14 protein-coding genes and 1 pseudogene are annotated in these 13,645 nt (G+C 68.3%); 8 read left to right on the plus strand and 7 right to left on the minus strand.

What is annotated here, in order from left to right:
* Nucleotides 1–205 precede the first annotated feature (205 nt).
* Nucleotides 206–1,027: a helix-turn-helix domain-containing protein gene (locus WDZ95_RS03785; RefSeq protein ID WP_425776311.1), complete on the minus strand. Its 822-nt coding sequence runs from the start codon at nt 1,025–1,027 to the stop codon at nt 206–208.
* A 275-nt stretch (nt 1,028–1,302) separates the two neighbouring features.
* Nucleotides 1,303–1,584, minus strand: a pseudogene (locus WDZ95_RS03790) (integrase core domain-containing protein); the annotation flags it as partial.
* Nucleotides 1,585–2,294: 710 nt separating this feature from the next.
* On the opposite strand from WDZ95_RS03790, the gene WDZ95_RS03795 reads away from it, so the two are divergent.
* From WDZ95_RS03795 to WDZ95_RS03825, 7 genes are all read left to right on the plus strand, one after another.
* Nucleotides 2,295–2,891: a LuxR C-terminal-related transcriptional regulator gene (locus tag WDZ95_RS03795; protein WP_166222907.1), complete on the plus strand. Its 597-nt coding sequence runs from the start codon at nt 2,295–2,297 to the stop codon at nt 2,889–2,891.
* A gap of 90 nt (nt 2,892–2,981) precedes the next feature.
* Nucleotides 2,982–4,640: a hybrid sensor histidine kinase/response regulator gene (locus WDZ95_RS03800; protein WP_425776313.1), complete on the plus strand. Its 1,659-nt coding sequence runs from the start codon at nt 2,982–2,984 to the stop codon at nt 4,638–4,640.
* Between the two features lie 135 nt (nt 4,641–4,775).
* Nucleotides 4,776–5,039 (plus strand): hypothetical protein, encoded by a 264-nt coding sequence (locus WDZ95_RS03805; protein WP_205710694.1) that lies wholly within the window; start codon nt 4,776–4,778, stop codon nt 5,037–5,039.
* Between the two features lie 38 nt (nt 5,040–5,077).
* Nucleotides 5,078–6,217, plus strand: a complete 1,140-nt coding sequence (locus tag WDZ95_RS03810) for a hypothetical protein (protein WP_287468364.1) — start codon at nt 5,078–5,080, stop codon at nt 6,215–6,217.
* Between the two features lie 150 nt (nt 6,218–6,367).
* A complete protein-coding gene (locus WDZ95_RS03815; RefSeq protein WP_425776315.1) occupies nt 6,368–7,966 on the plus strand; it encodes a DUF4331 domain-containing protein in 1,599 nt (532 codons plus the stop codon).
* Between the two features lie 26 nt (nt 7,967–7,992).
* Nucleotides 7,993–8,238 carry a hypothetical protein gene (locus WDZ95_RS03820; RefSeq protein ID WP_287468366.1) on the plus strand — a complete coding sequence of 82 codons (246 nt, stop codon included), beginning with the start codon at nt 7,993–7,995 and terminating at the stop codon, nt 8,236–8,238.
* Between the two features lie 62 nt (nt 8,239–8,300).
* Nucleotides 8,301–9,137, plus strand: coding sequence for a DUF4198 domain-containing protein (locus WDZ95_RS03825; RefSeq protein ID WP_425776317.1), 837 nt, complete (start codon nt 8,301–8,303; stop codon nt 9,135–9,137).
* A gap of 12 nt (nt 9,138–9,149) precedes the next feature.
* Here WDZ95_RS03825 and WDZ95_RS03830 read toward each other — a convergent pair whose 3' ends face one another.
* The 5 genes from WDZ95_RS03830 to WDZ95_RS03850 form a co-directional block, all read right to left on the minus strand.
* Nucleotides 9,150–9,599 carry a carboxymuconolactone decarboxylase family protein gene (locus WDZ95_RS03830; RefSeq protein ID WP_425776319.1) on the minus strand — a complete coding sequence of 150 codons (450 nt, stop codon included), beginning with the start codon at nt 9,597–9,599 and terminating at the stop codon, nt 9,150–9,152.
* 118 nt (nt 9,600–9,717) lie between these two features.
* The gene (locus WDZ95_RS03835; protein ID WP_425776320.1) at nt 9,718–10,398 is read right to left on the minus strand and encodes a hypothetical protein; all 681 of its coding nucleotides are present in this window, start codon (nt 10,396–10,398) and stop codon (nt 9,718–9,720) included.
* Between the two features lie 55 nt (nt 10,399–10,453).
* Nucleotides 10,454–10,999: a hypothetical protein gene (locus WDZ95_RS03840; protein ID WP_425776322.1), complete on the minus strand. Its 546-nt coding sequence runs from the start codon at nt 10,997–10,999 to the stop codon at nt 10,454–10,456.
* 6 nt (nt 11,000–11,005) lie between these two features.
* On the minus strand, nt 11,006–11,770 hold the full coding sequence (locus WDZ95_RS03845) for a hypothetical protein (protein ID WP_425776323.1): 765 nt from the start codon (nt 11,768–11,770) through the stop codon (nt 11,006–11,008).
* A gap of 85 nt (nt 11,771–11,855) precedes the next feature.
* Nucleotides 11,856–13,010, minus strand: coding sequence for a helix-turn-helix transcriptional regulator (locus WDZ95_RS03850; RefSeq protein WP_425776325.1), 1,155 nt, complete (start codon nt 13,008–13,010; stop codon nt 11,856–11,858).
* Nucleotides 13,011–13,400: 390 nt separating this feature from the next.
* Here WDZ95_RS03850 and WDZ95_RS03855 point away from each other — a divergent pair, with 390 nt between their 5' ends.
* Nucleotides 13,401–13,643, plus strand: a complete 243-nt coding sequence (locus WDZ95_RS03855; RefSeq protein ID WP_425776327.1) for a hypothetical protein — start codon at nt 13,401–13,403, stop codon at nt 13,641–13,643.
* Nucleotides 13,644–13,645: the final 2 nt, after the last annotated feature.

A 13,645-nucleotide genomic window follows, 5' to 3' on the forward strand; every position in this document is an offset into this window, starting at 1 on the left:
GCGCTGGCCGACCCAGGCCTGCCGGGCGGCACCCACCAGTGAAGGTTCTGCGTGCAAGCTTGTCTCCTGTGCCGACGTAGCGGCTGCAGTTCATGTGCAGCGCCAGTGTCAGGAGGCAGGAGGTGCGCGCGTTATCGCCAGCGTCGGGCGAATGACCGGCCGATCTGCCGGCTGTCCAAAAAGTCTGGTGACTTTGCGGACACGCTCAGATCACGTGCGAGCGTGGGCCGGCCGGCGGCTCGAACAGGTTGACCTTGCGGCGGTAGTCACTGGGCGTGATACCCAGGTGCGCGCGAAAGAAGCGCGAGAAATGGCTGGGCGCGGAGAAGCCGAGTTCGTGCGAGACATCGCCCACCGGTTCCTGGCTGCGGGTGAGCCGCTGCACCGCCGCCTCGAAACGCAGCACATTGGCGTAGACCAGCGGCGTCACGCGCGTGTCGCGCTGGAACAGCGTGAAGAAGTGGGCGCGCGACAGACCGGTGGCGGCGGCCAGTCCGTCGACGTCGAGTTCGCGCGCCACATCCTGGCGCATGAGGGCGATGGCGTGGCGGATGCGGGGGTCCATGGCCACCGGCGGTTTGCTGCGCAGCAGGCTGGCCAGATCGCGCCAGCCCGAATAGCTCTCGACCACGGCGATGATGAGATTGAACAGCAGATCCTCCAGGCGTCCGGGAGAGACCTCATCGTCCCACCAGAGTTCGAGCACGAACTCCTCCACCATCTTGCGGGTGGCTTCGGTGAGTCGTACGCAGGGTTCGGGAAAGAAGCGCGGATGGCCGGACAGTGCCAATGAGCGCTGCAGCTCGGCCAGCCAGCCGGGCTCGATGTAGAGCGCCAGGATCAGCGTGCGCGCACCGGGAGGCGCTTCGTGTTCGTAGGCGTGGTGTTCCCAGGCGTTGACGAGCACGGCGGTGTCGTCCGTGAGCGGTGCGCGCTCTCCCCGCACGCTGAAGGCGCTGTCGGCACCGCCCGCCTTGATCAGGATGTGGCAATGATGATGGGCGTGCCCCACCAGCGGTGCGTCCATGTCTAGTAGAGCAACCCTGCCGAAACGCCCCTGGAAGATCTTGATGGCTGAGGACAAGTTCGAACTCCTGGACCGAACGATACCGGGATCTCTGGTCACTGAACAGGTGCCGTCGACAGGGACATCCGGGTGGTTTCCCAGGGTGAGCGACCCCGGTAAGCGCAATGCAGGAACTTGTACATGTGCTCCACCGAACGGGGCTGATTGCGAGGCCCTGAGCGAAGCGCGCTATGCGCCCACCCCATTGTTGAAGTCCCCTCGAATTCCTGAGCCAGTCAGAAGTAGAGGTTGGGGAACAGTTTGACACGGTACTCGACCGGTGGGATTCGGCCGAGGGACTCATGGGGGCGCTGGTGGTTGTAGCGATGCAGCCAATCGACCGTCATGTCACGTACTTCCTGCAGTGACTCGAAGACGTAGCAATCGAGCACCTCGGTGCGGTAGGTCTTGTTGAATCGCTCGACGTAGGCATTCTGCGTGGGTTTGCCGGGTTGGATGTGCTGCATGGCGATGCCCTTGCTCTGAGCCCACTGGGCCAAGGCATTGGCGATGAACTCCGTGAACCGCCCCGGGATTTGAGAAGGCTCATTTCTCCGAGAGGATTGGGCCATGAACAAGAAGTCGAACAAGTTCTCACCCGAAGTGCGCGAGCGCGCGGTGCGCGTGGTGCAGTAGCACCGTGGCGGGTACACGTCGCTGTGGGCGGCCACTGAATCGGCTCTTCCTCATGGGCTCCTCGCAGGTTGGGAGCCATCTTCCTGGAAACTGTTGGACTGAAGAAACCGGGCAGGTCACCCTCTCCGGTTCCTGCACCGGGAACCGCAGAGGCCCAACAACGACAGGCGATCGCTTTGGACCAAGAAAGGGAAATGCACAACGCAGATGACCAAAGGCTGCACGTACCCACGCACGCACAACCGCGTCAGCCGCAACCCAGAAAGGAGCAGCCCCGGCAACCAAACCGCTGCGAACAACTTGGAGCAGAAATTCGGCCTTTCCCGTGCAAGACGCGCGCGTGCGCGCGCGCACTTCTTTGAAGGGTTTCCAGCATTCGCACTGGAGTTGCCATCGACACCCAAACCGCTGAGAACGGTTCGCTCCGACCTACCCCCACCGCCAGCGAGTCTGGAGCCCCTGCGTTGCAGGGGCTTTTTCATTGGGCGATCCAGGCGGCGCACATGCCGGCCTCGACCTGCGTGACCGCCCCTCGGCGCACCGACGAATCGGATGCTGCGTCACATTCACGCCGTCCCTTACATTCGCGCCGATGAAGGTCCTGCTGATCGATGATCATCCGCTCTTTGGCTTCGGGTTTGCCCAGGCCTTGAGCCAAGGCGCGTCCGGCATCGAAGTGCTCACGGCGCCGACCATCCAGGACGGTCTGGTCCAGGCTGCGGCACAGCCGGACCTCGACATCGTGCTGATCGACTACCGCCTGGGCGACACCGACGGCCTTGCCGGGCTGCGGCACTTCGGTGATCGCTTTCCCCTGGTTGCGCGCGTGCTGATCTCCGGCGATGAAGACCCTGTGCTGGCGCAGCGCGCGCGGGCGGCCGGCGCCAGCGGCTTCCTGGGCAAGTCCAGTTCCCTACAGGGGCTGCTGGCGGCGTTGCAGCGCGTGGCCGACGGCGAGGCCGTGTTCGACAACGACACCCGGCGCGCCACCGCCGGGGCCGGGCCCACCGCGCGGCAGATGGAGGTGCTGGCCCTGCTGGCCCAAGGCCAGCCCAACAAACGCATTGCACTGGAGCTGGGCATTGCCGAGCGCACGGTGAAGCTGCACGTCACGGCGCTGCTGGAGACCTTGGGGGCGCGCAACCGAACCCACCTGCTGGTGCGGGCACGCGAGCAGGGGCTGTTGTAGATGCTGTGGCCGCGCGTGCGTGTCTGGCTCGAGGGGCTCGAGAGCGAGCAGATCGACCATCTGTTTCGATTCACCTCCCTGACCTCGTTGATGACGACCTTGGGGGCCCTGATCCTGTACGGGGCGTTCCGAAGCGGTGAAGGGTTCGACGCGGCCGATGGCTGGATGCTCGCTTTCGTGTTCGTCGGCGTGGCGCGCATGGCCGGCGCACGCCGCTACCACCGGCTGCGGCCGGCGCGCGATCGCCTCCACCGCTGGGCCGCCTGGGCGTTCGGCACCATCCTGCTGCAGGGCGTGTTGCTCGGTTCCTTGAGCCTGATCTGGTTGCAGCCGGCGACGCCGGAGGTCGAGTCGCTGTTGCACATCGTCGCGGCAACGATCGTCATCGGCGCGACGGTGCCCCTGCCGCCGTTCTACCCGGTGCTGGTCGCGTTCGTGGTCTGCGTGATGGGGCCCTTGGCCTTGCGCGATTTGTGGATTGCTGGCACGTACCACCTCACGCTGGCCGCGCTGGTGGTGGCCACCAGCCTGTACACCTTGCAGGGCGGGCGCCAGCAGGCCCGGGCGCTGGCTCAAGCGCAGGCCGAACGGCGCAAGAACGCCGCGTTGATCGAGGCCTTGCGGCGGGAGAACCAGCGCGCCGAGCAGGCCCAGGACGCGAAGACGCGCTTTTTCGCCGCGGCCAACCACGACCTGCGGCAGCCCCTGCATGCCATGGGTTTGCTCGCGCACACGCTGAACGAGAACGGTGCAGCAGCGCGCTCCGAAGACGTGCCCGCGCGCCTGGTGGAATGCGTGGACAGCATGGCGCAGATCGTGGACGAATTGATCGAACTGGCGCAGGTGGATGCCGCCGCCGTGGTGCCCCGGCTCGAAGCGTTCGCGCTCGATGCGCTGCTGCGCGAGGTGGCGCGCACCCATGCGCTGCAGGCCACGCACAAAGGCCTGCAGCTGCAAGTCGACAGCAGTGCCCTGACGGTGCGCAGCGACCGCCGCCTGGTCGCCCGCGTGCTGGCCAATCTGCTGTCCAACGCCTTGCGCTACACGCCACAGGGCATGGTGCGCCTGGCCTCGCGGGTGCAGGGCGATCGCGTCGAGGTCATCGTGCAGGACAGCGGTATCGGCATTGCCGAGCACGAACTGTCGCGCATCTTTGAAGAGTTCTACCAGGTGGGTAATCCGGCGCGAGACCGGCGGCTGGGCGTGGGGCTGGGTCTGGCCACGGTCAAGCGCCTGAGCGATCTGCTCGATCTGCGCGTGCAGGTGCAGTCCACGCCCGGGCAGGGCAGCGTGTTCCGCATCACGCTGCCGCTGTGCGATGCAACGCCATCCCCCATCGCCGCGCCGGCCATGCCGCAGGACACCCCGCTGACGCGGCGCCGTGTGCTGGTGGTTGAAGACGACGCCGACTCGCGCGCGGCCTTGACGGGCCTGCTCTCTGCCTGGGGTTGCGATGTGCGTTCGGCACAAGACGTGGCCCGCACACGGCAGCACCTGGCCGATGGCTTCCAGCCCGAAGCGGTGCTGGCCGACCTGCGGCTCGCGGGCGGCGACAGCGGCGTCGATGCGGTGATCGCGGTGCGTGCCTGGCTCGGCAAGGAATTGCCTGCGCTGGTGCTTACCGGCGACAGGGGCGACAGGGGCGACGCGCAAGCACAACGCGCCGAAGCCGCAGGCGTGAGGCTGTTGGCCAAGCCCGTCAAAGCGGTGCAGTTGCGCGCCTTCCTGGGCCAGGTCTTCGGCGCCTAGCGGCAGCGCCGGGCACCTGCCCTTTTGGGCTATTCAAGCGGGGTTGCCCGCTGCCTAACATCGAGCCGATCCCCGCAACAACCACAGGTGACGACCCGAATGGCTCAAATCACATCCCTCGCATTGGCATTGGTCATGCTCACGTCGCTGAGCGGCTGCGGCAGCATCGCTGCCTCGACCAACAGCCTTTCCGACGAACGCCTGAAGTCTGAAGCGGCGGGCGTGCTCGCCATGTCGCCCGACCAACTGGCGCTGCTCGACCGCCGCACGGAAGGCACCAACACCTTCTACGCCGTCAAGGCGCGCGATGGCAAGGAATACACCTGCATCATCAACGGCGGCAACCTGCTGAGCTTCGGCATGACGAATCCGCCCAATTGCAAACGCAAGGGCAGCTGAGCCCGCAAGGCGGCACAAGCCTGGCCGAGGAGCAAGCCATGCCAGAACGCGCGCAAGCCCGCACCGAGCCATCCTTCGAACGCATGGCCCGTGCCGCCCGCCGGGCTGGCGGCATGCTCGGCGCGCTGGTGCTGACCTGCCTCGCAGGCAGCGCCCTTGCTGCGTCGGATCCGGCATTGCCCGAGGGCAACACCAAGGTGGTCACCAAGTCGCGCCTGGGTGTGTGGATGCTGCGTGAAGACCCTGCCCAGCCGCGCATGAACTGTTCGGTGAAGTTCGTTTCATCGAGCAAGAACCCACCGGGGCTCACCATACTGGGGCCGACGCAGAAGTCGGCCCATGCCGTGATCCTCTTCAGCGGAAGCGACATCCCCGTGTCCAGCGCGGTGCAAGACGTGCAGGTCGAACTGGTGCAGCAAGACCTGCCACCCACGCGCCTGCCGGCCAAGCAGTTTCCGCGGCAAGCGGGTTCGCCGGACGGCGTGCTGGCCGTCCCCGTGGGCGACATCCGGCAAACCCTGAAGTCGATGCGGGACCGCGAAAACAACATGCAACTGCGCATGGAGAGCACCTCGGTCTTTTCCCTGGACTACGACGGTCTGGCATTGGCCCGCAACGCCATGCTCGACTGCATGGAGGGCCGGACATTCGCAGGACAGTCGCTCAAGGAAGCGACGGCGGAGATCCGCCCGCTGGGCACGTCCGTCATCAAAGGGCAGGCTTACTTCAAGGGTGCTTTGCTGGCCGCCAAGAAGTACCCACCCAAGGGCAGCCAGGCGGTGGGCCTGATCTGGATGACCGACGAATTCAAGGCCTGGTACGAGCAGGTCAAGCGCGATCAGAAAATGCCCAAGCAGATTCCCCAGGCCATCCTGAAGCATTTCATGCGCACCAAAATCCTGGACGACAAGGGCAGCTTCGTGTTCACCAACATGCCGCCCGGGGAATACCTGCTGATCACCGACTTCTCCTACGAGCGCACCCGCAACCAGGAAGAAGTGATCGGCCGCACGGACGTGTACACCGCGGGCGGCCGCTACATCGGCTCGAACAACCAGATCACGGTCAACACCTATGCCTTCCAGGAAGGCGTGACTTTCGAGAAGCGCGTCGTCGTGCCCGCCGATGGCCAGACGATCGAAGTGTCGCTGGACAAGTCCTGCCTCATGGGCTGTTGAACCGCGCGTCGCGCGCTGGCGCCTGCGGCGAGGCCCGCACGGCCCCGATACCCGATCAGCGCCCGGGGTGATCCCGCGCGCCACATCCACTCCGTCTCCCGGCGCGTATCCCGTGGGCCGAGCCCGGCACCCACAAACCAGGAGACAGCCATGACACTCAAGCCCGCATCCCTTGCGAAAGGATGCCTGTTGATGGCGGTGGCCAGCGCCGCCATCGCATCGAGCCACCGAGAGGCCCCGTTCATCACCACCAGCCCGAAGGTGGACGGCACCGACTTCTACATGTTCCGCAGCTACGAAGGCGTGGCCGCGGACGGCACCGGCGGTCGATCCGATTACGTGACCATGATCGCGAACTACCAGCCCCTGCAAGGCCCGTACGGCGGGCCCAACTACTTCTCGATGGACCCGAACGCGCTGTACGAGATCCACATCGACAACAACGGCGACGCGCGCGAAGACATCACCTTCCAGTTCCGCTTCAAGAACAACCTCAAGGGCACGCCGCTGTCCATCGGCAACACCTCGGTGCCGATCCCGCTGATCCAGTCGGGCACGGTCGCGGCCGTCAACGACGCCAGCCTCAACCTCGCCGAGACCTACAGCCTCACGGTGGTGCGCGGCGACCGTCGCAAGGGCGCTGCCCAGGTGGTGGCCGCGTCGCTGCCCAAGCCGGTCGACTACATCGGCCAGAAAACGCTGGGCGATGCCGCGGCCTACAAGGCCTACGCCGACAAGCACATCCACACCGTCACCATCCCCGGTTGCGCCATGCCGGCGCGGGTGTTCGTGGGCCAGCGGCAAGAGGGCTTCGCGGTCAACCTCGGCCGCATCTTCGACCTCGTCGATGCCCCGGCCGAGGTGCTGCTCAACCCCGCGCTCAAGGACGCCGAGGGCGCCAACGGCAACCACTACATCCAGAAGCAGAACGTGACCTCGCTCGCCCTCGAGGTGCACCGCAGCTGCCTCACCGCGGGCGGTGAAACGGTCATCGGCGGCTGGACCACGGCCAGCCTGCGCCAGGCCCGATTGCTCAATGGCGCGCCGCCCTCGGGCCACCAGGCCAGCGAGAAGGCCGGTGGCGCCTGGACCCAGGTTTCGCGCCTGGGCAACCCGCTGGTCAATGAGGTGGTGATCGGCCTGCCGGACAAGGACAAGTTCAACGCCTCGGCGCCCAAGGACGACGGCCAGTTCCTGGCCTACGTGAGCAACCCCACGCTGCCCGCGCTGCTCGGCCAGGTGCTGGTAGGCAACCCCGCCGGCGTGGCCCCCACCAACCTGCCGCGCACCGACCTGCTCACCACCTTCCTCACCGGCATCACCGGTGTGAACAAGCCGGCCACCGTGGCGCCGTCGGAAATGCTGCGGCTCAACACCGCCGTGCCGCCGGTGCCGTTCGCCAACCAGAACCGCCTGGGCGTGGCCGGCAATGCGCTCAACACCGACCCCAACAAGGTGAACGACAACGCCGGCTTCCCCAACGGCCGCCGGCCCAAGGACGACGTGGTCGACATCGCGCTGGTGGCCATGCTCGGCGGCCTGTGCGTGATCAACGGCGACAACAACGCGCTGGGGCTCAACGGCGTGCCGGGTGTGCCGTCGCTGGTCTCGGCCTGCCGGCCGTCGAGCGTGCCGCTGGGCGCGCAATCGGCCAACGTGCACGACGCGGTGGACCAGGCGGTGGTGCCCTTCCTGCCCGGCTTCCCGTACCTCAACACGCCCAACCCGGGCTCGATGAAGCTGCAGTGAGCGCGGCGGCACACCAAGGAAGTTCCATGCGACACATTCCCTTGAAACCCGCGCTCGGCCTCGTGCTGGCCGGTGCCCTGCTGAGCGGCTGCGGTGGCGGCGGTGGCGACGCCCCGCCCGCTGCGCCGCCGGCGCAGGCCGCCATGCCCTTCATGGGCAACTCGGTGCAGTCCCTGCTGCAGTACATGAACCGCCTGATCGCCCAGACCAGCGAAACCAGCACGCCCGAGCCGGTGGACAACCAGCCGCTGCCGGTGGACGACACCGTCTGAGCGGCGCCCGGTCCGTCAACCCCACGGGGACCGGCGCGGCCACGCGCCGGTCCCCCCTTCACATGAAACCGCTGCTCATCACCGCGGCCCTGCTCTGGGCGCACACGGCCTTCGCGCACGAGTTCTGGCTGATGCCCGAGCGCTTCTCGCCCGCGCCGCGCGCGCCGGTCGAGGTGGCGCTTCGGGTGGGCGAACACTTCGTGGGCGATCCGGTGGGTTTCGGGCGCCCCATCGCCGAGGCGCTGCGCGTCTTCGGCGCCGGCACCGAACAGGTGCTCACGCCGCTGTTGCCCGCCGATCTCGGCCAGGACCGCGTGGCCCTGGCCTTCGAGAAGCCGGGCACCCAGCTGATCGCGCTCGACACCCAGGCGTTCAGCGTCACCCTGGCGCCCGACACCTTCAACGCCTACCTGCGCGAGGAGGGGCTGGACCACGTGCTCGCGCAACGCCAGGCCAGGCCCGCCGACGCCTCACCGGTGCGCGAGCGCTACCGCCGCCACGTCAAGACGCTGCTGCGCGTGGGCGGCCGCAGCGACGACACCCACCGGCGCACCATCGGCCAGACCCTGGAGATCGTGCCGATCGCCAACCCGCTCACGCTGGCGCCCGGCCAGGCGCTTTCGATGCAGGTCCTGTTCGAGGGGCGGCCGCTCGGGCAGGCGCTGCTCAGGGCCTGGCACCAGCGCGGCGGGCAACTGACGGTGCTGCGCACCCGCACGGACACCCGCGGCCAGGCATCGCTGGCCTTGCCCTGGCGCGGCGTGTGGATGGTCAGCGTCGTGCACATGGTGCCGTCCACCGACCCCGCGCGGTTCGATTGGGACAGCCACTGGGGCAACCTGACCTTCGAGACCGCGCCGCCGGCCCGCCCCCGGGGCCCGGGCGGTCCTGCCCGATAGGGCCGCGATCGCTCAAGCCTTGGCCCGCGGCTTCATGCGAAAGCCGATGCCCATGCGGTTGATGGCGTTCATGGCGGCGATGGTGAGGGTCAGGTCCACCAGGTCCTTCTCGCCGAACACGGCCAGTGCGGCCGCGTACGCGTCGTCGCTGGCATGCGTCTCGGCGATGCGCGTCACCGCCTCGGACCACGCCAAGGCCGCGCGCTCCTGCGCCGAAAAGAGGTATTGCGCCTCGTGCCAGACCGGCACGAGCACCAGCTTGTCCACGGACATGCCTTCGGCGAGCAGGTCACGGGTGTGGATGTCGATGCAATGCGCACAGCCGTTGATCTGCGACACCCGAAGGAAGACCAGATGCGTCAGTGCACTCGGCAGGCGGGTGCCCCGGGTGACGAAGTGGTGCAGCGCGCCAACCGCTTTTGCACTTTCGGGAGACGATTGGAACCAGACAGCGCGATCCATGAAACAGCGTCCTTTGAAGTCGTTGATGGGCAGAGGTCGTTTCGGCCTCTGCCCACAAGACGTTTGACGCGCAAGCCCTGTGACACGAGCGGGCAACCCGCTCTCGACACACAGCCGTTCAGCGCAGCGCCAGGGCCTTGCCGATCTCGGTGACCAGGCCAGCGGCCGTCACCTCATCCAGTCCTGCGGCGAGCACATGGGCCTTCCCCGCGGCCTCCACCTCCACCCGGTACGCGACCTCGGCCAGCGCGCGCCGGCCCGCGAGCCCCATCGCCACACCGGTGGGCAGGCCGCGCGCGGCGTCGTAGACGATCTCGGCGCCGCCCGCGAACTTGTTCCTGATGCGCAGGCGGTGGATGTCGTCCTTGCGCAAGAGAGCGCCCTCCGTCTCGATGCCTTGCGGACCCACGCGCAGGCTGCGCGGGCCCGCGGGCTTGCCCCCCCGGTGGTCCTTGAGCAAGGTGAGCCAGGCCAGCGCTGCGAACACCCAACCCACCACCCACAGGTAGGCCACGCCACTGCCCACCACGCCGGCACCCAGCACGATCGAGAGACCCGCGGGAAACCACAGCGTCGGGGGCGCTGCGGGCAACACCGTGAGCCGCGTCCACTCGCCGTCGGCCTGCATGAGGTACTCGGCCGTCTTCTTCGAAGCGGCGCGCAAGCGCCTGTAGGCCGACCACAGCAGGATGGCGGCGAACGCGTACTTCACGGCCGCTTCACCGGCGGACCGCGGGCTGGACAGCAGCAGAAACCACAGGCCCGCCAGACCGAGCACGAAGCCAGCGATGCGATTCATGGCGATCCTTCTCGTCGGTGGTGATCCTCATCCGGCACAGGGCGGCACCCGCGGGTCATCGCCGGCACAGCTTCACCGGCCCCAGCCCCTGGCAACCGCGGCGCTGCGTTTCCACGCTGCACAGCAGGTCGTAGGCCGCCCCCTTCCATGCCCACACCGGTTCGCAAAACCCCGCGGTGCCGATGCGAAGGTCCTGCCATCCCTGGCTGCGCGTGGGCAAGGGCGTGACGCTCGCGCCCGGAAAGCCGAGCTGCTGCGTGTAGCGCCCCTGCGCGTTCTTGACGAACAGGAACACCGATGAACCGGTGTGGCCCGAGGTGCAGCCATTGCCCGCGATCACCAGCACCTCGGGCACGCCGTCGCTGTTGAGGTCGAGCACCTGGGTCTCGTGCGCGATCTCGCCGCAATCGGGCGCCACCAGGGCCTTGCCGCCCGGGGCCACGCGGTAGTCGAGCAGTCGGAAGATGGCCTGCTGGTCGGCCGCGGGCAGGCGCTCGGCCACGCCGGCGAACAGCAGGCGCGGCCCCGCGGCGGGTTGGGCCCACACCGCCACCGCGGCGACGAGGCAGCCCAGGGCCAGCCAGCACGAACGCGCGTTCATGGCCGCTCAGAGCTTGGGCGCGGCGCCGCGCGACAACCGGGCCTTCACGGCCTCCTGCCGCTGCTGCTCCACCCAGTCACGGGCCTTCTGGTGCGTGCCGGCCCAGGCACCGTAGTCCACCAGCCGCACCATGAGGCCGTGCACCGGGTCACCGGACAGGCTCGCGGCCGCGGCCAGCCCGCAGGTGGACGGATCGCGCGGCACATAACCCTTCGCCTGACCGCGCTGGAGGCTGCTCAGGATGTCCGACGCCTCGCCCACGCCGATCACCGTGGTGTTGGGCGTACCGCGCCAGCACATGGGTTTGCCGGGCTCGCCCCACACCTGGTTGAGGGTGCTGTTGCTCTTGCCGCTGGTGGTGGGCGGGCCGTAGCGCTGCGCCAGCTGGGCACCGAGCTGGGCCTGCGTGGGCGGGGCCTTGAGGCTCATCTGCCGCGTCATGCCCAGCACGCGCGACGCGCTGGGCGGCGGCGCGAAATAGAGCCGGAAATCCTCGCGGCCCTGGGCGTCGTCGAAGGTCACCCACAGCTCGTACAGGTAGGGCTCGGTGTTGAGTTGCTGCACACCATCGCTGTAGCTGTAGGTCATGTTGCGCTTCTGCACGCGCATGCCGGGCCGGTGGGCCTTGAGCACGGCCATGGCCTCGGCTTCGGTCATGCCCGGGCGCAGGCCCACGATGTCGAACGATGGCTGGGCGGCGGCGGGCTGGCTCAGCGCGGCGGCCAGGGCCAGCAGCGCGGCCGACGCCGCCCGGGTGGCGGTGTGACGCATATCGACTCCCCTCGGATGTGGTGCGCGCATGCTAGGCCGCGCGCCGGCGCGCGGCACCTCCCAAATGGGAGGTGGTCCCTCGGCCTCAGTGCGGATGCAGCGGCGTGGCCAGTTCGCGCTGGAGCCGCGCAATCAGCTCGGCCTGCCGGTGCACGCCGGTCTTGACGAACACCCCTTTGAGCCGCGTGCGCGCACTGCCGTAGGTGAGACCCAGGCGGTCAGCGGCATCGCGCAGGCTGAGGCCATCGAGCAGCGCTTCCGCCAGTCGGGCTTCGGCGGGCGTGAGCCCATGGGCGTGCCGCAGCCAGTCGGCGCGCGAGGGCGGCGGGTCGTGGTCGGTGCCCGACAGCGCCAGCAGCACGCAAGGCCGGGCCGCGTGGTCCGACGACAGCGGCAAGGCCAGCCCGGCGGCCTGCACGCGCAGGGGCAATCCGCCACCGGTGCGCGGGAGCACCAGGGTGTCGGGGGACAGGGTCGGTGCGCCAGGCCGCGGTGCCTGCCCCTGCAACAGCGCGGCAAACACCGCCCGCGCGGCGGGGTGGGCTGGCACCACGCGACCCTGCCGGTACCCCAGGGCGTCGCCCCGCGCCAGGACCTGCAGGGCGGCCCGGTTGCCATGCACCAACGTGCCATCCGGCGTCACGATCAGCACGCCGCCTTGAAGGCTGTCGAGCGCACCCGCGAGCTGATCGCGGCGCAGGGCCGCCGCACCCAGCCGCTCGCGGATGCGCAGCGCGCGCACGAAGTGCGCGCTGAGGCGTTCGAACAGGCGCACCTCGCGCGCATCGAACGTGGGCAGGTCCGGTGCGCGCAGCAGCGTCACGTTGGCTATGCCGCTGCGTTCGGTGGTGAGGGTGTTGCCCAGGCTGTAGCGAAAGCCCTGCGGTCGCATCCACTCGTGGTAGTAGGCGGATCGGTACAACACGCCGCGCTCGCGGGTGTAGGCGTCGAGCCGCTCGTTGGTGCGCACCATGCCGAGCCGGTGCAGCGCCTCGGAGTGCACGTTCCAGGGGTTGTCGGGCGCGAAGTACAAGCCGTCGAAGCAGGCCATCCAGTGCGGCGTGATGCCCGCGAGATGCGCCTGCGTGAGCCGGCGGGTGTCGAAATCGAGCACATAGAAGGTCTCGGCTTCGGTGCGGAAACAGACCTTGAGCTGCGCGAGCACCGAAGGCCAATGCAGCGGGTCGAGCGCGGCGTCGTAGATGGCCGAGGTGAGGGCGTCAACCGCGGGCGGGTTCATGGCGTCGGTGCAGTCGCGTCGGGTGGGTCCGCAGCAGCCGGGCCGAACACCCCGCGCCCGGGTTCACGCAACAGGCTGAAGTGGCGCACCCACCCCTCGCCTACCCAGGGGGCGACGCCCATGGTGTGCGCCCGCCGATCGCGGCAGTACAGGGCTTTGGTGCCCCGGTGCATGAGGGCAGCGGGTCGGGTCATTGTGGGGATCGGATCGATTCCGGAGCAGGGCTCAGTTTTCCACACGGCAACGACAGAGGCAATCCGCATCGCCGCGGGCATCCGGGCGACACACGTCTGTTCGCAAGCGCACAGACCCCGGGCCTGCGCGGCCGTAGAAATGGGCCACAGGAGCAAGACCGGCGGCGTCGCGCTCTGCTTTCGCCAGGAGACCCGCATGAATCCGCCTGCCACGCGTTCGCCCACCTGGGCCACCACATCTTCTTGCGAGCCCTCCGAGTCCCTGCCCATGGAGCTGGAGGGCCTGGGCGAGCACATTCATCAATGCACGGCGCTGTTCCGCCCTTGGCAGACCTTGCTCAGCGCAGCACGCTCGATGCGGGGCGCCGTGGCTGCGCGCGCGATCACCGTGATCTGCGTGATCGCCGCCGCGGGCGCAATCGGGTGGGTTTTCATTTGACC

Origin of the sequence: Hydrogenophaga sp. T2, assembly GCF_049843535.1 — a bacterium.
GTDB classification, from domain to species: Bacteria; Pseudomonadota; Gammaproteobacteria; order Burkholderiales; family Burkholderiaceae_C; genus Hydrogenophaga; species Hydrogenophaga crocea.

Coding starts and splice junctions, on each gene's coding strand:
- WDZ95_RS03785 (WP_425776311.1), bottom strand. CDS start 1,027: ATGGACGCACCGCTGGTGGGGCACGCCCATCATCATTGCCACATCCTG.
- WDZ95_RS03795 (WP_166222907.1), top strand. CDS start 2,295: ATGAAGGTCCTGCTGATCGATGATCATCCGCTCTTTGGCTTCGGGTTT.
- WDZ95_RS03800 (WP_425776313.1), top strand. CDS start 2,982: ATGACGACCTTGGGGGCCCTGATCCTGTACGGGGCGTTCCGAAGCGGT.
- WDZ95_RS03805 (WP_205710694.1), top strand. CDS start 4,776: ATGCTCACGTCGCTGAGCGGCTGCGGCAGCATCGCTGCCTCGACCAAC.
- WDZ95_RS03810 (WP_287468364.1), top strand. CDS start 5,078: ATGCCAGAACGCGCGCAAGCCCGCACCGAGCCATCCTTCGAACGCATG.
- WDZ95_RS03815 (WP_425776315.1), top strand. CDS start 6,368: ATGACACTCAAGCCCGCATCCCTTGCGAAAGGATGCCTGTTGATGGCG.
- WDZ95_RS03820 (WP_287468366.1), top strand. CDS start 7,993: ATGCGACACATTCCCTTGAAACCCGCGCTCGGCCTCGTGCTGGCCGGT.
- WDZ95_RS03825 (WP_425776317.1), top strand. CDS start 8,301: ATGAAACCGCTGCTCATCACCGCGGCCCTGCTCTGGGCGCACACGGCC.
- WDZ95_RS03830 (WP_425776319.1), bottom strand. CDS start 9,599: ATGGATCGCGCTGTCTGGTTCCAATCGTCTCCCGAAAGTGCAAAAGCG.
- WDZ95_RS03835 (WP_425776320.1), bottom strand. CDS start 10,398: ATGAATCGCATCGCTGGCTTCGTGCTCGGTCTGGCGGGCCTGTGGTTT.
- WDZ95_RS03840 (WP_425776322.1), bottom strand. CDS start 10,999: ATGAACGCGCGTTCGTGCTGGCTGGCCCTGGGCTGCCTCGTCGCCGCG.
- WDZ95_RS03845 (WP_425776323.1), bottom strand. CDS start 11,770: ATGCGTCACACCGCCACCCGGGCGGCGTCGGCCGCGCTGCTGGCCCTG.
- WDZ95_RS03850 (WP_425776325.1), bottom strand. CDS start 13,010: ATGAACCCGCCCGCGGTTGACGCCCTCACCTCGGCCATCTACGACGCC.
- WDZ95_RS03855 (WP_425776327.1), top strand. CDS start 13,401: ATGAATCCGCCTGCCACGCGTTCGCCCACCTGGGCCACCACATCTTCT.